The sequence below is a fragment of the Brevibacillus borstelensis genome (genome assembly GCF_003710865.1).
GTDB classification, from domain to species: domain Bacteria; phylum Bacillota; class Bacilli; order Brevibacillales; family Brevibacillaceae; genus Brevibacillus; species Brevibacillus borstelensis.
In genome coordinates, this window is the sequence record NZ_RHHO01000016.1 from 66395 (window position 1) to 89291 (window position 22897).

The window sequence follows — 22897 nt, forward strand, 5'->3', positions numbered from 1 at the left end:
ATAAGTATTATAAGTAACCCAAGCAAGACATAAGCTTTGATCCAACAACGGGGTGCTGGAATAAATTTACAAATTTCCATTTTCATGATATCCTATTTTGGGTGCTTGCTTACTTTTTCCATGGATCAGCGAAAGATGCAAGTCCCACATATCCGGTCAAAAAAAGCGGGTGGTAGCGTGATGAAAAGGATTGCTGTGGCAGGAGCATGTACCCTGTTGGTAGCCGAGACACTCGGCTGGAATCACTCGACAACCAGTGCTGCAGAAGAAGAATTTACCGGAGAACTGCCGTTGGAACGATTTGCATATGACAAAAGCAAGGATTCTGACTCCCGGCCGATCAGCCCCAATTTCCTGAACTACAATGCCATTCCCGTGCGGATCATCATGGGCAATGACAAAACGGAAGCGTATGAAGACGCTGTTCGTTCAGTCGTTGCAAGCAAACAAAAGAACAGCGTAATTACCTCGCTCTACGTAAGCGACGATGAAGATGAGGGGTATGTGCTGGAGACGACGGAGGACGGCATTTCCTATGTGCATGTTCTGGAAAAGAACGGCGGAGACTGGGCGGTCGCCAGGGTGGAAAAGCTGGAGTGGAAGAAAAAGAAGCGCGGAGAATAGCGATAGTCGGTGAGCCTGTTTGCGTATGCGGATGGGCTCTTTTATTTTGGGGCGGAAGGTGACTGACTATTGGAGACATGAATTTGAAAGGCCTGCTGGGTCGGGCTTTGGGGGGCAGGAGAAGAAAAGAATACTAGAGCTGCTCCGCTCCTGAACAAAATCGTCTTTTCATAAATAACAATCCCTCCCCTGCAAGGGCACGGCTGCAAGCCACGCACTGCACGGGAGGGATTGTTCATGTCGGGACGATATTGATGCTCGCCCTTAGATTTTTATCAGTCAGCCAGTTGAATCATTTCGTTCAGGATTTGGTCCATGTCCATATCGGACGCCATTCCGTAAGCGCGGCGCATTTTTCCGTCCTGATCGAGGAGGAAGATGCGGGCGGTGTGGACGTAGGAGCCGTCCGGCTGTTTCAGGGTCGCCATCCCGAAGTCTTTTGTCACCTTGTCGATGTCGGCCTGCTCTCCTCTGAGGAATTGCCAGCCGCTGAAATCGACGTTGAATTGCTCGGCGTATTTTTTCAGCACGTCCGCCGTATCGCGCTCGGGGTCAAACGTAATGGTGACAAATTCTACCTTGTTTCCGAAGCTTCCCTTTTCCTTCAGCTGCTCCTGCAGCTTGGACATATTGAACGTGGTCGCAGGGCAAATATCCGGGCAGTGGGTAAACATGAATTCCACCAGCCGTACCTTGCCGTTGTGCTCCGACAGCGTGTACTTCGTGCCGTCGATGTTGTCCAGCGAAAAGTCATTCACTTGCTTCAATACAGGCAGCTGGTTCTTTTGCCAGTATTGGTAGCCAAACACGGCGGCGATCAGCAGGATCAGCACCGCAGCTACCAGCGTAAACCAGTGCCGCTGCAAAAAGGTCGCCTGCTCCCGTTTTCCTTCACTCACGACAATCCTCTCCCTATCAATTGTTGCTTACCTGTTCTCTATTGCTCTGTCTCTCCCGGCCAAGCCAGCATTCCGCCTACCATATTGGCCGCGTCAAACCCGAGATTGGTCAAGTACTCGGTCGCCATGTGGCTGCGTGCTCCGCTCCGGCAGACGAGCACAACGGGCACGTCCTTGTCCAGCTCGTCTACGCGGTGCGGCAAAAAGCCGAGCGGAATCAGCCTGGCCTCCTTGATATGGCCGGCATTCCATTCTTCTACTTCACGCACATCTACGACTTGCAGCTCTTCTTTCGCCGCCAGCTTCTCCATCAGCTCCTGCGGGGTCATTTCCTTTACGCCTTGATCGCTCATCTGCAAACAGCCTCCTGTATGCTCAGGTTTTCACCTTGCTTTCACTGTCTCCCATCATACCATATGCGGACGCTATTTTTGAATCGGACGACCCTGCACGTATTTGGCGTCAAAAAGGAACAGCTTGAGCAGCAGCAAAAGCGACGGAATCAGCAGGAAAAGACCGGCGATCAGTCCGATCACCAGAGCCTTGCCCATCGCGGGGCTGTTGATGCTGTCCGTGATCGTAATGTACGGGTAGAGCAGGTACGGCAAATGGGCCATTCCATAGCCAAAGAACGCGAAGGCAAACTGCAGCATCACGAGAATGAACGCCCAGCCGTAGCTGCGCTTTTGTAACTGCAGGGCAAGCGCACCGCAAAAGCAGGCAAAGGACAAAAGGAACAGCCAACTGATGTCCATCATCTTGTCAAAATGCTCCGGGTTGTGCCGGTGAATGGAAAGGAACACCAGGAAGCTGGCGAAGATCGTCGGCAGGCTCCAGGCAATCGCAAAGGAACGAAGCAGCTTGACCGCGGCTGTGTCTTTTGCCCGGTCCGCATAAAAGGTCAGGAAGCTCGCGCTGATGTACAGCACGCTCACCAGCGCAAGGGCTACGACCGACCACGAATACGAGCTGGTCAAAAGCTTGCCCATATTCAGGACAATTTCTCCGCCAGCCATCTGCTCGATATAGCCCCCTTCGGAAATTGTCAGGACCGTGGACAGGGAAGCCGGGATAAACAGCCCGGTCACGCCGTAGACGAACAAGTAGGCCGTGCTGTTGCGCGCTCCGTAATGGGCAAAGGCGTAGAACGACCCCCGGAGCGACTGCAGGACGAGAAAGATGCTGCCCGGTACAAGCAAGGCTGTTCCGTAGTAATACGCCGTATCCGGGAAAAACCCGATGAGCCCGACCATGAAGAAAATCAAAAAGACGTTCGTGACTTCCCACACAGGCGACAAATACCGTTCAATGATCGCGTTGACGATATGATCCCGCCGCGTGACTTTGCAGAAAAACGAGAAGAACCCCGCTCCGAAGTCAATCGACGCAATAATGATATAGCCGTACAAAAAGATCCACAGCACCGTAATGGCCAATGTTTCCAGAGCCATGTCGCATACCCTCCCTTCCCGCTACTTCAGCTCGGCTTCAATCGGCTTGTTCTTGAACATCCGCTTCAACACAAGCGAGCAAACGATGGCCAAAAATGCGTACATAAGACTGAACATCACCAGCATCTCACCGACGTTGTCCGCCGTCGTAGCCGCGTGCTGCGTTTTCATGTAGCCGACGAGAATCCACGGCTGCCGCCCGATCTCCGAAAAAATCCAGCCCAGCTCGATGGCGAGAATTGAAAGCGGCGCTCCCCAGAAAATCGCATGCAACAGCGGCCTCGGGACGTTCCCCTTTTTCCAGCGGCGAACAGCAAAATAGAGAAGCGGCACAACCAGCATGTACATCCCGATCGCCACCATGCCGTCAAAGAAGTAGTGGATAACCAGAGGCGGCCAAAGCTCGCGAGGAATTTGATCCAGCCCCATCACTTCGCCGTTTGGCGAACCGGTCGCGAGAATGCTGAGCGCATAGGGCAGCTTCACGGCTCCCTTCACTTCAAGCGTCTCCCGGTCCAGAACGCCGCCAAAGATCAGCTCGGCCTGCGGCTTCGTCTCAAAGTGCCATTCTGCTGCCGCCAGCTTGGCCGGCTGGTATTTGGCCAGGTACTTTCCGGCAAAATCGCCGTACAGGGCCGTCCCGAAGGAAAAAAGCAGCGCCAGGGCCACCGTGAAGTGAAGCGCTTTGCGGTAGTACTCGTGACGGTTGCCTTTGAGCAGCTTCCATGCAGCGATGGCGGCAAGGATAAAAGCAGAAGTTGCATACGAGGACAGAATCATGTGCCCCGCCTTTGTCGGCGTAGCCGGGTTGAACATGGCCGTGAGCGGCTGCACGTCGACGATAGCGCCATTTGCGAGCGTAAAGCCCTGCGGCGCATTCATAAACGCGTTCACCGTCATGATGAAGAAGGCAGAGGCCGTCGAGCCAATCACGACCGGGATCGAGAACAACCAGTGGATATACGGATTTTTAAAGCGGTCCCAGGTATACAAATAGATCCCCAGGAAAATCGCTTCAAAGAAAAAGGCAAACGTCTCCAAAAACAGCGGCAGCGCAATCGCCTCGCCGGCCACCTTCATGAAGCTTGGCCAAAGCAGGCTGAGCTGAAGCCCGATACAGGTGCCTGTCACGACACCGACCGCAACGGTCACGGTAAAGCCCTTTACCCAGCGGCGGGCCATCAGCGTGTACATTGGATCTTTGCGCCGGATGCCCAGCCATTCGGCAATCGAAATGATTACGGGAATGCCTACGCCCATAGCGGCAAAAATGATGTGAAACCCAAGCGTCAACGAGGTCAAGATACGAGCCAGCATCGTGTTGTCCAGTTCCATACGTTGTCTCCCCTCCCGAAAACAACATTTTCACAGTGGTTATATGTGAATGTGATCACAATCCTCTTTATCATATGGCTTGTGCACGCATTATGCTGTGAACAACGAAGGACGAATTGGTTACGGAAAAACGGCGAATTGGTTACGAAAATAAGGCGATGCTCGGTCATCGGCCAAAGCGCCTCTGCTGTGGTATGATTTGAAGCAACGAAACGGAAAAGGAGTGGTTGGGATGTCCGCATTTTGCACGTGCTCTTTTACTCGTATTCAAGAGGGATGGGGATCATAACTTCTTGTCTTCATTCAGAAAATTGTTTCCCTGTCCCCTCTTCATCTGAATGAACAGAAAGCAGGACAAACAGGGGGAATTTGATCATGAGCATGGAGATTTTCTTTGACATTCACAGCAATCTGCCCCGGGAAGGCCCCGGAAACAATGATTCGACCCGAAAAGCTTTTTCGTATGTCAAAAACATTCCGGGCGATGCTCGCATTCTCGATGTTGGCTGCGGTCCGGGCATGCAGACCATGGAGCTGGCAAAGCTTTCGGACGGCCCGATAACGGCAGTCGATACGCATCAGCCGTTTCTGGACGAACTGGCCCGGCGAGCTGCGGAAGCAGGGGTTTCCCATCGGATAACGCCTGTAAATGCCTCGATGTTTGCGTTGCCCTTTGAGCCTCTTTCCTTTGACGTGATCTGGTCGGAGGGAGCGATCTACATCATGGGCTTTGGCGAAGGGCTGCGGGCATGGCGTCCTCTGCTGAAATCAGGAGGATACCTGGCTGCAACAGAGCTTTGCTGGCTTCGGGATGAACGTCCTGACGAAGTGGAGCGGTTTTGGGCTGAGGCTTACCCGAGCATGAAAACGGTTGAACAAAACCTGCGGATAATCGCTGAGGCAGGCTACACCTTGCAGGAGCATTTTGTTCTGCCGGATTCGGCCTGGTGGGATGACTACTATGAACCGATGCGTGAGCGGATCAGTCATCTGCAGGATCGGTACAAGAACGACCGGGACGCGCTCGCGACGCTGAAAGAAGCCAGCCGGGAAGTTGAGCTGTACCGAAAGTATTCCAGCTATTACGGCTACGTGTTTTACGTGATGCAAAAGAGCGATTCAATCGACTGAGATGATCGCTGTTTGTAACAGACAAAGGGAAAGCCTCTAGCTCTCCTCTTTTTTCTCAGGCAACTTGTCCCAGATGACGATGTTTAGCGTGGCGATCGGTTCCAAAAAAAGCGCCCAAATTGCCAAGCGCTTGGCAATTTCTACGCCACAAAAAACGAAGAAAAACGGAGCTAGAGCGAGATCGCACTTTTTTGACCAAAAAACCCATTTTGTTCACGCCTGGCGGACAATTCTTATCGATCGCCAGGGCGTTAATTGCCGAAAACGGCAAAAAACGGCCGAAAATGGAGATTCGAACACAAGGTGACATAATACCGATATTTATTCAGCACCCTAGCGTAACTGACACAAATTTATGTAAGAAGATCCAGCATAGCGAAGCTTTTGAAAAAACCCCTTTGTCAATAGAGATTGAACTGTGACCCGTAAGATGGACACTTTAAAAAAGTGACCCTCTTGCGGGTCACAGTTCAAAAAGGGGGGATTAGTCATTTCTTCATGGTTTTCAGTTCTTTACACAAACGCTGCTGACTCATCAATACTCCAAACAGTGTAGCTCCTGACAGAAGAAGTAAAACTGTTATGATTGTGGCCATGTTCATTTCCTCCTTATCATTTGATATAATTGTGAGCAGAAAGAAATCGCCATTTTCTTTCTGCTATTTATTTTTCCAGGGAAGGATCGGATACTTCGGATTCTTCTTTTTTTTGACTTTCTTGCTCTTTGTTAGCTTGTAAGGACACGTTTACTATGTCCCGTATTTGAATGGTTAAACTTACATGTCGGTAAATAATGCAGATGGCTAAAACTGCAACAAGTCCAGCAATTATGGTGATCGTTGTTTCATTCATCCTTCCTCCTCCTTTTCTCTGATCATGATGAGATCAGTTCCAAAACTGCTAAATGTAAACTTTGCAGACTATCTTCGAGTGGCATACGTATAAACCACGTCATTTTTTCTAGTTCGGGTTGTAAGTATTTTAGTAAGGCTTCCTGCGCTTCCCGATTTCCTCGTTGCGCATCATGCACCAATTTGCAAAAGACATCATCTTCCAGCATTACGTTCCTCCTTTAGGCAAAGACAATTTTTTTATGAAGTCTTTGTAATCCTTGTACTTTGCAGGCGTGGAGTCGAGAACGGGAGATACGGAGTTCTTGCGCTACTTCACGTTCCGTTCTCCCTTCAATCACCACTCGTTGAATGATGAACCTCTCACGTTCAGGTAAGCTGTTGAGCAGTTCTTCGACAAATAACTGGGAATCAATCGAGTCGTGGTACGGAACTTCCTTGTGATCGTCAAGGAACATTTCCCGCCGATACTGCTTTTTGGCTTGGTATTGTAACTTCCAAGCCGTCCGTTTGATCTGCTGAAGAAATTGAACTTTTGTCCATGTCTGTTTTGGCATAGAATCCCCCCACCTACTAGGTACAAAAAGGGGGGTTTTTGCTCACCTTCTCTCTATAAATTTTTATAAAAGCAGGAACACACGTTCTATTTTACCAAATTTTATGTGATTAACCGAGACCTTTTTCCTGTCACTAGTAGAATATTTTTGGGGAATATTGGTTTGTAAACAATTCGAATTGTCACATAAAACAATTCTTTTCATTTGTAACTTTTTACCTTTTCCTGCGTCTAAAAAGGTGAGGCTACAAAAAAGGATATGGAGGGTGTTTCATTTGAAAAAACTAGCGTTCGTTCTTCCTGTTGCTTTATCCGTTACACTTGGATGGTCAGGATCAATTTCCCCCGTTTTTGCTGAAACGGTTGCTCCAGCACAAGCTGCACAAAAACAAGGCACTATTGAGCATATGAAAGTAGTACGAGTTGATGGAGTTACCATTGCCGTATATGATACTTGGTTTAATCCAAAGAACGGATCGCAACGAAACGACTATCTTTACTTCTATGAGGATACTAGGGATATTAAGAAAGATACCAGATTCAGTAACGAGGAATCTTCTTTGTTTCAAAGAACAGCTAACAATTATAAAGATAAGCGTTGGACATCCGTCGAGGCTGTAGAGTTGAACGGAAAACAAGTGGAAGTGTTAAAGGCGAATAATAATGCAAAGGGTAACCCTGCTTACCATATGGCCTATATCGACAAATCTACTGGTATGCCAATAAAAGTAGAGGACTATAACAGCAATAACGAAGTTATGGCGGTCTATCTATACTTTTTTGATTATGTTCATGAAATAGGTGACAGGTTTATAGAGGAAAAGTAAAAAGCGCGATTTCTCGCGCCTTTTTTATTACGATCGGTAGAAATCTTCAATTGCATCTAGCAGCCCCGGAGTTCCCGTCACAACTTCAAGCGTATTTCCGTAAAACACGATTGGCACATCATTGATAAGCGGGCTAAAAGTGTCAATGTAATCATTAAAGATTGCCCTCTTGCTCTTGTTGAAATCGCTATCGCCTTCCATGTTCACACCGATGAAGGCCGTAGCGGATGAGCGTTTACCACCAGCAACTGGATCTCCATATACGTCCACGACTTCATCATTACGGGCACTCCTATAAACCAAGTTCACATTCTTATCAGGAGCCGAGTGATAATATGTTGCTGGTTGAATACAAATAACATCAAAAATATTGGTGCGATTAGCGATAACTCCTATATTGTGAGCAATATTTTCCCTGTTTGCACCATAGCCATAGTATGGGCACCACATAAAGTATCTTTCATAAGTGTTGCGAATACGATAAGACAGATCATTCAACAGTTTCACCATCGGATTTGAGGTTGGTCTGGAACTGTCAAGTTTCTCCTGAATCGGATAAATGGCTTCTGTACTGAAGTAAAAACCTGCAAAATCCTTATCCCAATATGTTTGTCCCAACCGATCAACGATTGTACTTTTCACTTGTTTCATATAATCTACATAGTCAGAATAGAATTCGTCCGCCTTCTCGATAGTAGATGAATTGTTGTGAAGCATAGGGAGGGAAATGTACATTTCCTCTCCAGCAATGTCTGATCGCTTCCACACTCTTAGAAAATCCTCCAAATAGCTAATGGATTTCGAAATGACTTGCGCTCGATGTGATTTAGATTTCAGACGGTCAAACCTCGTGCTTGCATCATCCGGATGTCCGAGGTGAATAATATACACGTTAAGCCTTCGACCGTCGAGTGCGTTAAGCATACTTGTAGTTACGTTATAACCGTCGCCTGTATAAATGTGTAATCCTCGAATGCGGTTCAGTGCTATCATAATGCAAAGTCCTCCTTGTTTTTGTAAGAGATAAACGACTTTTTGACCGGTCATCTTGTCGCTTTCACTTACTAGGTAAAATACAAGGAAATTTGCTCACTCTTTTTTTTGAACAGGTAAGGGATTGGCGTGGAATAATTGATCGACGTGAGGGGAAAAAAGTGAGGAATAAAGGTGAATTAGTCATGTTCCCCTCCAAAACTCAGCTACCGCATTATTCTGAGGAACTGGAAAAAGAGAAGGAAGAAAACGACAAATTTATCAGGGACCTTCGTGTTAGGGTTGAAGATATCATGAAAAGACAAGAGCTATGCAGGCCATCTTCACGAGAACAACACCAATAGGCCAGGGGAGCTACTCCCTAGCCTCAACACAGGATATTGTGCATATGTATACCTATACCTGCCTCTCGTTATGGCCCGTACGCAGCCATCGACCGGTGCAAAAATGCGCAAGGAAAAGCATCCATCACTAGGGCGCCCACTTCGAACAGGAACCTTGCAGTAACGGATTCGCCAAAATCAACTGAATATATTCAAAGCAATAAAAAAAGCCGGAGGCCTGTGCTTCCGCTCCGATTTTTTCCTTGCGCCAGTCCCGCATTGATCAAGGACAAGGTTTCCCAGCCTACTGCAAACTCATTTTCCATGGCTCTTTCCTTTCCTCCTTATTGTTGCTGTGAGGAAAAACAAAAAGCCCAAGAGCGTACACCACCCGAAACAGCTCCTCCCCACCCTCCAGATGCAGAGAAAAGACCATACGATAGCAGCGTTCTCGAAATCACAGAAAAACCACCAATTTAGTCGGAAATTTGATTGACCTTCCGAAATTGTCCCCTTATAATACCAAATAAGCGCTATAAGAAAATTGCAAACATTTCATCAAGAGTGGTGGAGGGACAGGCCCGATGAAACCCGGCAACCTGCGCAAGGACGCATGGTGCCAAATCCTGCAGAATCGCTGATTCTGAGAGATGAAACCGCCCGGCATGTCCGAAGCCTTCCCCTCTCAGGAGAAGGCTTCGTTTTCTTTATATCTTTTGACGAGAGGAAGAGATGCCCATGTCAGACCAGCAACAGTGGAAACCGGAAACCCTTGCCCTGCACGGCGGCCAATCCGTCGATCCTGTGACAGGATCGCGAGCAGTGCCGATCTACCAGACGACGTCCTATGTGTTCCGCGATACGGAGCATGCGGCCAACCTGTTTGGCCTCAAGGAGCCAGGCAACATTTACACGCGGATCATGAATCCGACGCAGGATGTATTTGAACAGCGCGTTGCCCTTTTGGAGGGCGGGGTCGGGGCACTTGCCACTTCGTCCGGCCAGGCTGCGATTACATTCGCCATCCTGAACATCGCCCAGGCGGGTGACGAGATCGTCTCCTCCAGCAACCTGTACGGCGGCACCTACAATCTGTTTGCCCATACACTGGGCAGACTGGGGATCAAGGTTCATTTCGTCGATCCGTCCGATCCGGAGAATTTCCGGGCCAAGATCAACGAAAATACGAAAGCTCTTTTCACCGAAACAATCGGAAATCCGCGAATTGACGTCGCCGATATCGAAGCGATTGCGGCCATCGCCCACGAAAACGGAGTTCCGCTGATCGTAGACAATACGTTTGCCACGCCGCTGCTTTGCCGACCGTTTGACTACGGTGCCGATATTGTCGTTCACTCCACGACCAAGTTTATTGGCGGACACGGCACCGCGATCGGAGGAATCGTCGTCGATTCCGGCAAGTTTGACTGGAACAACGGAAAGTTCCCCGGGTTGACCACACCGGACCCGAGCTACCACGGCGTCGTCTACACGGAGGCTGTCGGACCGCTTGCCTACATTATCAAAGCGCGCGTGCAGCTCCAGCGCGATATCGGCGCGGCCGTGGCTCCTTTCAATTCCTTTTTGTTCCTGCAAGGGCTGGAGACGCTTCACCTGCGGATTGAACGCCACAGCCAAAACGCATTGGCGGTAGCCCGCTATCTTCAGCAGCATCCCGCGGTCGAGTGGGTCAACTACCCTGGCCTGGAGGACAGTCCTTACCACGAACTCGCGAAAAAGTACCTGCCGAAAGGAGCGGGAGCAATCCTCACCTTTGGCATTCGCGGCGGTGTTGCCGAGGGCAAAAAGCTGATCGAGTCGGTGAAGCTGTTCTCCCATTTGGCAAACGTCGGCGATTCCAAGTCGCTCATCATCCACCCGGCTAGCACCACTCATCAGCAAATGAACGAATCCGAGCAGCTTGCTGCCGGTGTGACCCCTGGCATGATCCGCATTTCCGTCGGTACGGAAGCCATCGACGACATCATCGCTGATCTGGAGCAGGCACTCCATGCGGCGGTAGCGGTCAGCAAGGTGTAGCTGAACATTTAACGAGCCGGGAACAGCCTTTTTCCTGAACCCGCCATAGCAAAAGGGACGACCCTCTGTCGCGAATGACGCGGACGATGGTCTTCCCTTTTTCCTTTTCCTTGGCAGAGGGGCCAAGGTGAGCTCAAATAGATTTATAGTAAAAAACAGTTGCATGCAATTCCCCATCCGCCGATCTGGCGTAGTCAGGGATGCGGCCCGCTTCCTTATATCCGAGTGAGGCATAGAGCAGGTTGGAAGGATCTCCTTCTCTCGTGTCGAGAACAAGGAGCGTCCGCCCCGCCTGCTTCGCCCTCGCCTCCGCTGCTTGCATCAATCTGCGGCCGATTCCCTTGCGGCGATAATCCGGATGGGCCATCAGTTTGGCGATTTCCGCCCTGTGTCTGCCGTTTTGCTTCGTGGATGCATGCAACTGGACGCTTCCGACAATCTCATTGTTGATTTTGGCCACAAGCAGAATGACCCCGGGCTGCAATACGTTCTCCCAGTACCGCCTTGCCTCTGCCTGCTCCATCGGCGGGAGAAAACCGACAGACGCACCATCCTCGACAACCTTTACCAAAATCTCCGAAAGCCTCTCAACATGCTCGGCAATGCGATTGCATTCTTCAACCTCTACTTCACGAAACATAGCAGACACCCCCAACTGCTGGTTTTGGCCAATCTATTCTTTCTACTATACGCTGTGGGTAATCTTTCTTACAACAAGCGATGTACTTTTAACAGACGACGTATGTTAACAGACTCTGTCAGAACGACAATTTCGTCGGCTTGCTTGCAATGCTACCGAAGCTTGTGGTACATTGGTATTGTTTCCTTGGAAACAATACTGAGGAGGAGGCTGCTCGACATTGGATGTGAAGGAAAGCATCTTCCAGCAAATTCTCGTTCTGTCTCATAAGCAGGAGGAGCGAAGAAAACAGAGACACGACCGATTGCTCGATGAAATCAACCGACTTGCTCCCGACTGTGCGCCATGCAAAAATTTGAGCCTCACCGAGCTGCACGTGATTCAATGCATCGGTCTCGGCGGCGATGCAAACGTGACGGCGATCTCTCAAAAAATCGGGGTGACGAAAAGCGCTGTTTCCAAAATCACGGCAAAGCTGCTCACAAAAGGACTCATCACGCGCTACCAGCTTCACGGCAATCAAAAGGAAGTCTATTTTCGGCTTTCACGACAGGGAGAAGCGGTTTTCTCCATCCATGAGCAGCAGCATCAAAACATCAGCAGCGAGTGGAAGGCGTTTCTGGGGCGGTACACCGCAGAGGAACTCGCCTTTTTGCACCGCTTGCTGCAGGATGCACTGGAACTGGCTGATCAAAAACAACGCGATGAATGACATTCGATCTTCGTCGCATTACTTTTGAACATATTGTTTCCTCGGAAACAAAAAAGGAGGAAAACAACCATGATACAAAAACAAACGGTTGGCTCGTCTACTATTTTATACCTGCTGGGGATTACGATTTTAATCGGTACCTTTGCCCAAAATCTATTCTTGCCGATTTTGACCGATATGCAGCAAACCTTCCATGCTTCCGCTTTTGCGATCAATCTGACCGTTTCCGTTTTTACGCTGATGCTTGCCGTGATGCAGCTCGTGTACGGCCCTCTGGTTGACCGCCTCGGCCGCCGGAGAGTCCTGCTTCCTGCCCTGCTCCTGTTTGTGGCCGCCTCCATCGGCTGCGCTTATGCCCCTTCTCTTGCCTATTTACTGTTCTTCCGGGCGCTCCAGGGTATCGGCTTTGCCGCGATTCCGATCGCAGCTGCGACGGTCATCGGGGACCTGTTTGAGGGGGCAAAAAGAGCAGAAGCGATGGGCACCTATCAAATGATGCTGGGATTGGGCCCGGCGCTTGGGCCGCTGCTGGGCGGCTGGCTGGGGGGACTTGGCGGACATCCGGTCATTTTTCTGTTTCTCGCTGTCAGCTCGCTGATTCTTTTTGGCGCCAACGCCTGGCTGCTCCCGGAAACCAGGCCGTCCGGCTTGTTGGCGACGAAAAAAGAGGGGCGACCGTTTGCCTCTATTTTGACCCATCCAGTGGGAGGAGCGATCATTTTTATCGCTTTTGCGCAAATGTTCACCTATTACAGTTTCCTCGTGTTCCTGCCTGTGCAGGCCACTCACTCCTTTGGACTGGATCCGAATGAGATCGGCGTATTGTTTCTGTGCATTTCGCTCGTATTCATTGCAAGCAGCAAAATGAGCCGTCTTCTGTTGAAGCGCTTCAGGCTTGAGCGCGCTTTGTTGATGACCGCCATCGCGAATGCCGCTGCCACCGTTCTCTTCATGCTGCTGGCCAACATATCGCTGACCGCCCTGATTTTCGGCAGCATGGCGTACGTTTTGACGCTGGGGATCGGCATGCCTTTGCATACGACGCTTTTGTCCGAGGCTTTCCTCAATGAACGGGCTACAGCCATCGGCTGCTACAATTTTGTCCGCTACATAGGGATGGCGGCGGGCCCCGTAATCGGTGCCTTCCTGTTCAAGCTGGGGGACAGCTGGCTGGAATTTGGCTTTGCCGGGCTGTTTATCGCCGTCTCTGCATGGGTTGGCTGGATTCGTTTCCACACCGCTTCAAATGTCGTCCGTCCCGGCCAGTAGTACTTGCCAAAAAATCCCCACTCGTCTTTGAGTGAGGATTTCTTTTTGCGGCAGCCAACCAATTATTTCGGCTCGCCGGCTGTTTGCTTGCCTTCCAGCTTCAGCGTCAGGTTTACGCTGTCTTCCTGGAAGCGGTTTTGATCATTGCCGTCATCTGCGAATTCAATACCCATGTAAATGCGGTCTGTCGTGTCAGGCGGCAGCGTGAGGAGCTTGGTAGCCCAACTGCTGATATCCACTTGACCGCTGTCTTTCAATTCCTTCAGCGATTTGCCGTTCAGCGGATGGACGATGACCCGCTCGGAGATCGGGATGCTCGGATCTGCGCTGGACAGCCAGTAAACCTTCAGGTGATTGTCGAGATCATCAGAGCCGTTGTCGCCGTTTTTGTCGGCTACCGTGTAATCTACGCTCATCAGCAGTTTATTGATGTCGATAGTCCCTGTGTTGGTGATGTCAAATGTTCTTTCAAACCAATCACCGGGCTTCATGTTTTCCACTTGGAAGACGGACTCGGCTGGTGTTGCGCCGATTTCCATTTTACCGGCGGCAAACGTATTGTCCTTGATTTCGCTTGTGGCATTGAACCATGCGAAGGTGCCTCCGCCGATCAGTGCCGCGCCAAGTCCTACGGATGCCAAGGTTACCGCAAATTGCTTTTTCAAGCTCATGTTTTTCTTCCTCCCACGCATTCATGATATTTATGATGACTTGAAGCCTGATACCAGAAAGAACTGCTATCAGCCCCCAAGGTATCACCGCGAGGGTGATTTACGGCTGCGGCTTTGCCGCCGTTTTCGCTTCCTCTTCCTTGATCATTCGCAAGAGCTTCCAGACCTGGCTGACGATCAGGTAGAGTCCGGGCAAGCCCAGCATCAGCAGCATGCCGAGTCCCGATCTGGCAAACTCGATAAAGTAACCGATGAGCGGAACGGAGTACTGCACTTTGCCGATAAACCGGTCTGGCGTGACCGGGGCTGTGTCCTTTCCGTCGTTGGCGTCGCCCTTGGTAATCAACTGGCCATCGCGTTTCTCGATGACGCGGTGCGTAATCGTGAGGCCTTCCGGGTCCTTGAAGGTAATGATGTCCTTTTCTTTGACCTCCTTGAAGTCGACCGGCTTTACCGCGACGATGCTTCCCGTGTTGAAGGCGGGAGCCATCGATCCGCTGAGCACGACCATGATCTGGTTGCCGAACAGAACCGTTTTCCCTCCGTTTATCTTGCTGACGAAGAGAAGACCCGTGATGGCGATGACCGCGATTAAAAACAGACTCGTCAGAATGGATATGCACTTTTTCAACAGGACCACTGGATGATCTCCCCGCTTTCCTTGGCGTTCGGCTGTATGCCGTTCACAGTTCTCATCTTACGGATTTTCCGTTTTCCCATCTTCCTGCGTCAGGGTGAACTTCCTGACTGTCCGGGATGATCCGAAGCACCGGAAAGTATGGCTGCATTTTCATACCGAGGGATGACCTTATCTCAGCTTTTCATGGTGCAGTGGAACGACGGAAACGACTTTTGGCATGAAAAAACCAGCGAGTGGTGACCCGCCGGTCTTGTTTGATCCGTTTCTGTTTGATCCGTTTACACTTTGTTTGAATGCACGCTGCTAAAGCACTCAGCCTGTCGAGGCTGGCAGACTCTCGCCGTCTTGGTTCGACGGCGGAGTATTGTCTTCTCCCGGGCTCGGAGGCGGCTGATCCTCGCCTTCTCCGCCTGGAGGCTGCGGCGTCTTTTCCCCTGTGCTCGGAGACTGAGGTTCTTCTCCTGTGTCCGGTGGCTGCGGAATTTCTCCTCCTGCTCCCGGCGGCTTCGGTGCTTCTCCCCCTGCTCCCGGCGGTTGCGGTGCTTCTCCCCCTGCTCCCGGTGGCTGCGGAATTTCTCCTCCTGCTCCCGGCGGCTTCGGTGCTTCTCCACCCGCCCCCGGCGGTTGCGGAATATCTCCTCCTGCTCCCGGCGGCTTCGGTGCTTCTCCCCCTGCTCCCGGCGGTTGCGGAATATCTCCTCCTGCTCCCGGCGGCTTCGGTGCTTCTCCCCCTGCACCCGGCGGAGGCGGTACAGGGGTTTCCGTCCCCGGCGGCGGAGAGCCCGGCGTGCCAGTCCCCGGTCCAGGCTTGGCGGGCGGAGGTGGCGGGCTCACCTCCACGACACTCGAGCTTTCCTTGTATTCCGTAACGACCGTCAACGGAATCACGTGCCGGTAAAAACCGCCCAAGGCTGTTATGTGCAGTTCCCCTTCCAGTGTTTCATGTTCGCGCTTGACTTGATCCCGTATATGGCCGATGCGAAACTCGATGCCGTTCCCGCCGCCTTCCCGGCTGATCTCGAGGCGCCCCTCCGGCTCACCCGTCACTTTCAGATTTTCCACGTCCAGATCGAGATGCGGACGCTGCGGCTTGAATACGAGCGTAAAGGTGCCCTCGTCGATGCTAATGTCTACATTGCGTTCCTCCGTGCTTTTTCCTGCTTCCGTCTTTACTCTGGTAATCGTTACGTGCTTCTCCACCTCTGTCACGAGGCGAATCGCTTCCGTTTCCGTTGTAAAGACGTCTTCATTGGTTCCCAGACTGACAGGGACTGTCTGCTTTTTCTCACTGGTCAAAAAGGCAACTGTACCTTCGAGGGGGAGGAGCGCGAAGATCAATGCGAAAGCCATGAGGCCCGACACCAGCTTTTTCACCATTCGTCCCCCCTATTCCGCAAAAATGGCATCCAGCGTGGCCTGTTTGGCCAGGAAGCGTATTTCCAGGTTCCCCTTCAGCGCTTGAAAGCTGTGATCTACGCCTTCCTTTGGCAAATAGACGGTGATCGCAAACGTCTTGCTTCGCTGATGGGGAGAGAAATGCTCTTCCGTTCCGTTCACATGCTTCAGCCCGGGCTGCTCCTGATGCAGCCCCCGGACCAGCCCGTCATAAATGACGCTGCCGCCGCTTTCAATCCGGATGCGCAGAACTTCTTCCAGCTTCTGCACGTCTTCCGGCTTGCCCGCTTCCTTCACCTCAGCCACAATCTTGTAGATAAATTCCAGATCGCTCTCTCCGCTGGAAAGGGTCGCCTCCAGCTGGCGGGCGTCTCCCGGGATCATCCGGAACAAGTCGACTGCCTGGTTGCCCCCTTCAATCACCCGCCACTTTTCGCCAAACACGCTGCTTGTAATGTCCAAAAGCCCGATGGCAAATTGGTTGCCTGTATCTTTGACCCCCTTCCACATCCAGCTATAGGTGCCGGCTGGCTGTACCCAAAGCGAGGCGGTCAGCCCCAGCAGAAAAATACCGCCTGCCCACTGTTCGGCAAGCCGCAGGCGTTCCTTTTTGGGTCTTTGTCCGCTTCGCCGCTCAATCATATTTGTTGTCTTCCAGGTAGAGGTCTGCCTTGAACAGATGGAGGGCAAGTTTCTTCGCATCCCCGTTCTCCTCGCTTGTCTCCTTGAATCCTTCAATGCCATCGCCCACTTGAACGCCGCCGCTGTCCACTGCGTATTTATTTACGTTGGCAAAGTCATTGCCGACGATCTGCACTTCGGTCTCCCGGTCGTTTGCTACGACCACAGCGTGTTGAACGCCCGAAAACGAATTGTTTGCGATGAATGCCCCTTTGATCGTCTGATCCAGCAAGATCGCTGCCTCGGCTCCGGCAAATGTGCTGTCTTTTACCGTCAGCCCCTCCAGCGTCTTCTCTCCGCTCAGATCGGGCATCGTCCGGATTGCCGCGTCGAACCGGCCGTCAAACGTGCAGCCGCTGAAGCTGACGTTGGAGCCGACGTACAAGCCTGTCCCGCTGCCTTCAAAGCGAATGCCTTCAAAAGCGGCGTTGCTCACCTGCAGCTCATCTGCCCGGACGACGACCTTGCCTTCCTTGCCGGGAGCCGCTTTCCACGTCACCTTTTCCGGCAGCTTCATGTCGGAAAGATCGTAGCTTCCTTCTTCGAGGATAAAGGTCAATCCCGTCACGCTGTCCTTTTCCGCTTCCTTGCTGGCCATCCGCAGCGTTTCCACCAGCTTGGTGCCGTTCAAATCCTGCGGTGTGAACGTCATGACAGGACCGCCCTGAGCAAAGTAATGGCCATTATCCTGCTGGGTAGCCAGGAAACCAAAGGTCACATCGGCCGACTTCTGCTGCACTTCATTTCCGGTGCTCTCCGGAAGGTATACGGAAAAATGCAGATCGTCGCTGGCATCCTTGGGCAGCTCCGGAATGATCACATTGGCCAAAGTAAGCTGGCTGACCCGCCCGTGGTAAAGCAGCTCGCCGCCTTCATTTTCCCTTCGCACTTCCACGACCAGCCGATCGTACACGATGTCGTCTCCGCCTTCCTTCTCAGCCAAAAGCGCGTATTTCACCGGGACATCACTCTGATTGTGGACCGTCAGCGTCTTTTCAAACCGGACTCCGGGCAAAAACGGCTGATCGTCGGCGGCTTGAAACCTGGCTTTCGTCTCTCCGAGGGAAATTTCCAGCTTTCCTGCCGCAAATGTACTGGAATCTTCCACTTGGCTCGTAAAGTAGGCGTACGTGCCAAAGCTGGTACTGGCTACGATGGAAGTCAGAACAGCCGTCCCCATCGCGATTCGCTTCCACGGCCAATTTTTGACCTGTTCCCACTTCATGAAAGTTCCCCCTCAATTGTCTCAGTTTGCGTACGCTTCGACCGACTCTGGCCCTTCCGATGCGAATACGCCAAAGCCACGATAAAGGCAGCCAATGCGGCGAGCAAGACAGGCGGCTTCCGAAGTCCCTCCTGGACTGCAGCCGCGTACGGAATGGTGACGACCACTTTGCCGACAACGCGGTCCGGATCGGTCCACCCTCCATCCTCACCTTGATTGGCGTCTCCTTTCGTTTGCAGATAACCGTTTTCCATTCGATGCACGATGCGGTGAGTCGTAAGGGAAAGGCCATTTTGCTCTTGCCAGTACGTAATGATATCGCCCACGCGCGGCTGCTCTTCCCCGTACCTGCGAACGATGACCATATCGCCGGCATTTATCGCGGGGGACATGCTTCCCGTAAGCACAGAAAGCACCCGCCAGCTGCCGATCCCCGGCATGCGGTCATCGTTTAAGCGGCTGGTTGCGAACAAAAAAAGATTGAGGATGACAAAGACGATCAGGATAAAAATACCGCTTCTCTTTCCCCAGCGAGCTGCCACGCCGATCACCTCTTTTTTTCATTTTACGCGGAAGTCAGGGGCCCATCTTCCATCGCCGGAAGGACTGCGCATACACATCGGGAGGAAGATTTTTATTCGCCGGGATGAGACGATCTCAGACTGAAGGATGAGGGAAACAAAAAAGCTTGCAGATCTCACCTCTCGGGGAGTGTTCGGCAAGCTGTCAGTTCAATTTCTTCTATTTTTCGGGGCGGCTGCACAGGACGAATGGGAACATACGAGAGGGTGGCCGGAGTGGCACGGATACGGGAAAGGTCTTTGCCGCAATAGGGGCAGATCCATTCGTACCGTTCTGCGCTGCTATACGATCGCTTTTGGCATTTCCCGCATTTCTTCTGCCACACTTGCCTTCCCTCCTGACCGACAGTTCATACGTTATGATTACCATTTATTTACACCATCTGCATCAGGCTTCAGGCTGTTTTCTCCTATCCTTCAGGCGGAGATTTAGCCAACCATCGGCGGGACATTGGAAACGGTGACGGGAAGGGGCATCTGTATCGAGCGCGAAAAAGCGCAAACCACACGCTCATCGTATACCGTTCCTGCCATCAGGCGGATTTGCTCGCAGGCTTCCTCCACCGTTAGCGGCTCGCGATAGGACCGGAAGGTGGTCATGGCCAGATAGCATTCCACAATCCCTAAAGCCTGTGCGAGCACTGGAATTTCATTCGCCTTCAATTGAGTGGGGTAACCGGTGCCATCGTAGCGCTCATGATGCGAATGCAGCGCAGCAACCACGCGCTGACAGGCCGGATCGTCCTTGAACAGCTCCGTCCCGATGAAGCAGTGCTCCTGAATGACCTGATATTCGTAAGTGGTCAGCTTGCCTTCCTTTTCAAATACATAATCAGGCCACTTGATTCGGCTGACGTAATGCAGGAGGGACAGCAAATTCACCTCCCAGTCGCTTACCTTTTCCTCTGGAAACTCGCGGAGCATCCGCTTGATCAGCCTGCCCATCTGCTCGATCTCCCGGCAGCTGATCCGCGTTTTTCGCTCGACCGTGGGCACAAGCTCGTTTAGCAGGGTCATCGCGTATTCGCGTTTCCTCTCGTCTGCCGCCCGCCTGGCACCGCCAATCCATCTGTTCAAGGAGTAGTATCCGAGCCATGCGCAGATGCCGCTTCCAGCCGCGAGCGAAAGATGGGCAAACACATCCATCGCAGAAGCTTGCTCCAGTTTTACACCGAGTGAAAAAGCGTAGATCAAACAGCTCACGGTTCCCCATATAAGCAGCAACATCCGGTTGTGAAAGAATGTGAGATACAGCGGATAAATCAGAAAAATGTTCCACAATCCCGCATCATACTGCCGGTTGGACAGACAAAGAAACAACAGCAAGGCGATGACGAGAAAAGCGGACACGTGCGGTGATCTGGCGTCCGGCAGCACATAGCGCTTGTGCAGCAGGTAGACGGTCCAGGATACCGCTCCACCGATGACCAAGCCCATAACATGTACCCATGGAGAAGAGATGGCATTGGTTACTGCCAGAAGCACTGCAATCAGCGCATCGACCGTGACCAGCACAGCCAGCCAATAAAACATCCTGTCCGCCAGAAATTCGGTATGATTTCCTTTCCTCTTTCGCAGTTCCATGTAAGACCCTCTTTACCGTTTTTACAATCGGCTTTATTTGCTTATCTACCGCGGCACCCTGACCATGCCTTTTTTCAAACCGTACAGCACTGCTTGCGATCGATTGGGCTGGCCCGTCTTTCTGAGAATGCTGCTGACGTGGGTTTTGACGGTCGCCTCTGATATGTATAGCCGGTGAGCGATTTCCTGATTGCTGAGATTTTCGACAATCAATTCAAAAATCTCTTGCTCCCGCTCTGTAAATACGACATCGGCTTCTTCCTTGCGTTTCCGCTGGAGCTTGGATTGAAAGCAGGAATAGCCCATCATGACCATGTCCATGGTGTGAAGGATTTGCTCTGGTCCCGTGTCCTTCATGACGTACCCGTCGACATGGGAGTCCAATGCCCGAAAAACGTCCTCGCTCTCATCATAGGCAGTCAAAATCATCACTTTCAGTTCAGGCAGCTGCTCCTTCATCGATTTGCAGCTGTCGATTACGGAGATGCCCGGCATTTTCAGATCGGATATGATCAGGTCCGGTTTGCTGCTCATCGCCTTTGCCACAAGTTCGTCTCCGTTGTTGGCTTCCTCGACCACTGTATAACGAGGCGAACTTTCCAGGATCATTTTCAGGCCCTCCCGAACGATCCGGTGGTCGTCCGCCAGCAGCAATCTTACCTTATCCATACATTTCCACTCCCTTTTTCGGTACAATCGCCACAATCTCGGTTCCTTCATTCGGTATGGATTGAATGTGCAGGGTCCCACCCACTTCAGCAATCCTCTCTCTCATCCCCAGAAGCCCGTAGCTGTTCTTCAGGTCCGCCTTTTCTTCCGGCAAAAAACCGATCCCGTCGTCCTTGATGCGCACTGTGATTTGCAGGGAGGACGCCTCGACGGTCACCTCCAGACGGGACGCGGCGGCGTGTTTCACTACATTGGCCGAAGCCTCCTCCACCAGTCGGTAAATCGCATCGAGGATCGGCAGAGGTTCCTCTCCCAGCCTGCCGCGCGTCACAAAATCCACGTCAAGCCCGGTCCCCACCGTAATTCTTTTCAGCAATTGCTGGACAGCCTCGGTTATCCTTTGCGTCGGCCGGGCATCCCGCAAGTGTGTAATGTACTCGCGGACCTCGCTATGACACCACTGGATTCGCTCCTCCATCTGCTGCAGCCTTTCCAGAGAGCTCTCCCTCGCCTCCGGAGGCAGCGTCTGCTTGATGTGAAACAATTGGGCAGACAGGAAAAACAGTTGTTGCGCCAGCCCGTCATGCATATCCTGGGCCAGCTTTCGCCGCATTTCCCGATGGAGGGAACGCGCCATTTCATAGCGGACGCGATTTTGCTTCACGTGCTGGCAAATGACGACAGCCATCATTCGCAGCAGAAGTTGTTCATAGCGGCTCACTAGCCGTTCGTGCGGAACTGAAAACAACAGGCATCCCACGGAACGGCCATCCTGCCGCAGCGGCACGCAAGCATACGTGTCTTCTCTGCCTGTAAAGTCATGCAAAGGCAAAAAAGTCAACCGTTCCAGCCCTTCCGCTCCCAGATCGAGCAAGCGCTGAACAAAGTAGTCTCTCCGCCAGTTCCCATCTCCTTCCCGCTCCTCAAACAGACATAAATAGGCGTTTTCCGCGCGAAACATCCGTTTGACCGCCTTTTCCGACTCATTAGTAAGATAGATATTCTGCTCTTTCTCCGACATCCGTCTCATAAACAGATATATTTGCAAACATTTGGAATAGGCCCCTTTCAGTTGTTTGATCATCGTAAAGACCCAATAAGACAGGCTGATCCAAAGCAATATGTCAAGCAGCAAGCGAAGGTGATCGAGATAGGGTTGCGGCAGCAGCAAATCGTGAGGTATCCATGCTTGAAGAACGAAGTAAGCGAGGAGAAAAAGGGCGGCGACCAGGAGAAACTGTTCCAATCGCAAAACAGCCGTCAGCCAAAGCAGCGTTGTATAGGCATACAGCATGAACGGACTGTTCGACTTTCCTGTCAGGACGATAAACAGCAGCGCCACTCCCAGATCGACCAATCCCAGAAAGAACCACGACTTCCGGGGGAGCGCGTACCAGAGCACCCCTGCATAGACGACAACCAGCCCCAAAAGGAGAAAATAAAACGTGTCGTGATTGGCTGACGACTGCATGTAGAAGGAAAAAAAGGAGAGAAACAAGACCCACTGCAAAAGATACAGCATCAGACGAATTTCTTTTAACAATTGGTTCATTCCGATTACCCTCAAAAGCTTCGTCAGAGTAAATATCGACTGATATGATGCAGACGACCTAATCGTATCCCAGTTTCCAGTCATTTACAACAAGTGTAAAATGTCGAACATCTGCTGATATTTCCAGTCTTTTCGACGGAACCTTACAGATTCGACGAAAAAGATCCGGCCAAATTTCGGTATTCGGTTTTTATTGAACAATTCATTCGGTAAATATAGAATATAAACAACTACGATTCGGAAAGGAT

General features: G+C 51.6%; 24 protein-coding genes and 1 riboswitch. Of the genes, 6 read left to right on the forward strand and 18 right to left on the reverse strand.

Annotated elements, in window-relative coordinates:
* Positions 1-180: 180 nt before the first annotated feature.
* Positions 181-624, forward strand: a complete 444-nt coding sequence (locus EDM54_RS08365; protein ID WP_122958057.1) for a hypothetical protein — start codon at positions 181-183, stop codon at positions 622-624.
* A 275-nt stretch (positions 625-899) separates the two neighbouring features.
* Here EDM54_RS08365 and EDM54_RS08370 read toward each other — a convergent pair whose 3' ends face one another.
* The 4 genes from EDM54_RS08370 to EDM54_RS08385 form a co-directional block, all read right to left on the reverse strand.
* Positions 900-1523 (reverse strand): SCO family protein, encoded by a 624-nt coding sequence (locus EDM54_RS08370; protein ID WP_003389834.1) that lies wholly within the window; start codon positions 1521-1523, stop codon positions 900-902.
* 38 nt (positions 1524-1561) lie between these two features.
* Positions 1562-1876, reverse strand: a complete 315-nt coding sequence (locus tag EDM54_RS08375; RefSeq protein WP_003389835.1) for a rhodanese-like domain-containing protein — start codon at positions 1874-1876, stop codon at positions 1562-1564.
* A gap of 72 nt (positions 1877-1948) precedes the next feature.
* Complete coding sequence (locus tag EDM54_RS08380) at positions 1949-2974, reverse strand: cytochrome d ubiquinol oxidase subunit II (protein WP_003389836.1); 1026 nt, start codon at positions 2972-2974, stop codon at positions 1949-1951.
* 21 nt (positions 2975-2995) lie between these two features.
* Entirely contained in the window at positions 2996-4309 is a 1314-nt protein-coding gene (locus EDM54_RS08385) for a cytochrome ubiquinol oxidase subunit I (RefSeq protein WP_122958058.1), read from the reverse strand.
* A 375-nt stretch (positions 4310-4684) separates the two neighbouring features.
* On the opposite strand from EDM54_RS08385, the gene EDM54_RS08390 reads away from it, so the two are divergent.
* Positions 4685-5440 carry a class I SAM-dependent methyltransferase gene (locus tag EDM54_RS08390; protein ID WP_122958059.1) on the forward strand — a complete coding sequence of 252 codons (756 nt, stop codon included), beginning with the start codon at positions 4685-4687 and terminating at the stop codon, positions 5438-5440.
* Between the two features lie 663 nt (positions 5441-6103).
* Here EDM54_RS08390 and EDM54_RS08400 read toward each other — a convergent pair.
* The 3 genes from EDM54_RS08400 to EDM54_RS08410 are packed head-to-tail and all read right to left on the reverse strand — an operon-like array spanning position 6104 to position 6848.
* Positions 6104-6292 carry a hypothetical protein gene (locus tag EDM54_RS08400; RefSeq protein WP_024983798.1) on the reverse strand — a complete coding sequence of 63 codons (189 nt, stop codon included), beginning with the start codon at positions 6290-6292 and terminating at the stop codon, positions 6104-6106.
* A gap of 22 nt (positions 6293-6314) precedes the next feature.
* Positions 6315-6500: a hypothetical protein gene (locus EDM54_RS08405; protein ID WP_024983799.1), complete on the reverse strand. Its 186-nt coding sequence runs from the start codon at positions 6498-6500 to the stop codon at positions 6315-6317.
* 12 nt (positions 6501-6512) lie between these two features.
* A complete protein-coding gene (locus tag EDM54_RS08410) occupies positions 6513-6848 on the reverse strand; it encodes a sigma factor-like helix-turn-helix DNA-binding protein (protein ID WP_024983800.1) in 336 nt (111 codons plus the stop codon).
* A gap of 274 nt (positions 6849-7122) precedes the next feature.
* On the opposite strand from EDM54_RS08410, the gene EDM54_RS08415 reads away from it, so the two are divergent.
* A complete protein-coding gene (locus tag EDM54_RS08415; protein WP_024983801.1) occupies positions 7123-7674 on the forward strand; it encodes a hypothetical protein in 552 nt (183 codons plus the stop codon).
* A 27-nt stretch (positions 7675-7701) separates the two neighbouring features.
* Here the strand turns inward: EDM54_RS08415 and EDM54_RS08420 are convergent, their stop codons facing one another.
* Positions 7702-8667 (reverse strand): hypothetical protein, encoded by a 966-nt coding sequence (locus tag EDM54_RS08420; RefSeq protein WP_024983355.1) that lies wholly within the window; start codon positions 8665-8667, stop codon positions 7702-7704.
* An 875-nt stretch (positions 8668-9542) separates the two neighbouring features.
* Positions 9543-9647, forward strand: a riboswitch (SAM riboswitch).
* A gap of 81 nt (positions 9648-9728) precedes the next feature.
* Here EDM54_RS08420 and EDM54_RS08425 point away from each other — a divergent pair.
* Entirely contained in the window at positions 9729-11030 is a 1302-nt protein-coding gene (locus EDM54_RS08425; RefSeq protein WP_024983354.1) for a homocysteine synthase, read from the forward strand.
* A 133-nt stretch (positions 11031-11163) separates the two neighbouring features.
* On the opposite strand, the gene EDM54_RS08430 is transcribed toward EDM54_RS08425, so the two are convergent.
* The gene (locus EDM54_RS08430; protein ID WP_003389842.1) at positions 11164-11670 is read right to left on the reverse strand and encodes a GNAT family N-acetyltransferase; all 507 of its coding nucleotides are present in this window, start codon (positions 11668-11670) and stop codon (positions 11164-11166) included.
* Positions 11671-11896: 226 nt separating this feature from the next.
* Here EDM54_RS08430 and EDM54_RS08435 point away from each other — a divergent pair, with 226 nt between their 5' ends.
* Positions 11897-12382 (forward strand): MarR family transcriptional regulator, encoded by a 486-nt coding sequence (locus tag EDM54_RS08435; protein ID WP_227277770.1) that lies wholly within the window; start codon positions 11897-11899, stop codon positions 12380-12382.
* Positions 12383-12451: 69 nt separating this feature from the next.
* Positions 12452-13651: an MFS transporter gene (locus tag EDM54_RS08440; RefSeq protein ID WP_024983352.1), complete on the forward strand. Its 1200-nt coding sequence runs from the start codon at positions 12452-12454 to the stop codon at positions 13649-13651.
* 62 nt (positions 13652-13713) lie between these two features.
* Here the strand turns inward: EDM54_RS08440 and EDM54_RS08445 are convergent, their stop codons facing one another.
* The 9 genes from EDM54_RS08445 to EDM54_RS08485 all read right to left on the reverse strand — a co-directional run bounded on the left by EDM54_RS08445 (position 13714) and on the right by EDM54_RS08485 (position 22649).
* Positions 13714-14322 (reverse strand): TasA family protein, encoded by a 609-nt coding sequence (locus tag EDM54_RS08445; protein ID WP_003389845.1) that lies wholly within the window; start codon positions 14320-14322, stop codon positions 13714-13716.
* 100 nt (positions 14323-14422) lie between these two features.
* Entirely contained in the window at positions 14423-14962 is a 540-nt protein-coding gene (locus tag EDM54_RS08450; RefSeq protein ID WP_003389846.1) for a signal peptidase I, read from the reverse strand.
* Between the two features lie 312 nt (positions 14963-15274).
* On the reverse strand, positions 15275-16336 hold the full coding sequence (locus tag EDM54_RS08455; RefSeq protein WP_141334159.1) for a hypothetical protein: 1062 nt from the start codon (positions 16334-16336) through the stop codon (positions 15275-15277).
* A gap of 12 nt (positions 16337-16348) precedes the next feature.
* Complete coding sequence (locus tag EDM54_RS08460) at positions 16349-16999, reverse strand: hypothetical protein (RefSeq protein ID WP_122958063.1); 651 nt, start codon at positions 16997-16999, stop codon at positions 16349-16351.
* The gene (locus tag EDM54_RS08465; protein ID WP_122958064.1) at positions 16992-18263 is read right to left on the reverse strand and encodes a right-handed parallel beta-helix repeat-containing protein; all 1272 of its coding nucleotides are present in this window, start codon (positions 18261-18263) and stop codon (positions 16992-16994) included. The genes EDM54_RS08460 and EDM54_RS08465 overlap by 8 nt, the downstream gene beginning before the upstream one ends.
* Positions 18260-18805 (reverse strand): signal peptidase I, encoded by a 546-nt coding sequence (locus EDM54_RS08470; RefSeq protein ID WP_003389850.1) that lies wholly within the window; start codon positions 18803-18805, stop codon positions 18260-18262. Before EDM54_RS08470 ends, EDM54_RS08465 begins: the two co-directional genes overlap by 4 nt.
* Positions 18806-19273: 468 nt before the next feature.
* Positions 19274-20428, reverse strand: a complete 1155-nt coding sequence (locus tag EDM54_RS08475) for an HD-GYP domain-containing protein (protein ID WP_122958065.1) — start codon at positions 20426-20428, stop codon at positions 19274-19276.
* Positions 20429-20473: 45 nt separating this feature from the next.
* Entirely contained in the window at positions 20474-21097 is a 624-nt protein-coding gene (locus EDM54_RS08480) for a response regulator transcription factor (RefSeq protein WP_122958066.1), read from the reverse strand.
* Complete coding sequence (locus tag EDM54_RS08485) at positions 21090-22649, reverse strand: sensor histidine kinase (protein ID WP_170208353.1); 1560 nt, start codon at positions 22647-22649, stop codon at positions 21090-21092. The genes EDM54_RS08480 and EDM54_RS08485 overlap by 8 nt, the downstream gene beginning before the upstream one ends.
* Positions 22650-22897: the final 248 nt, after the last annotated feature.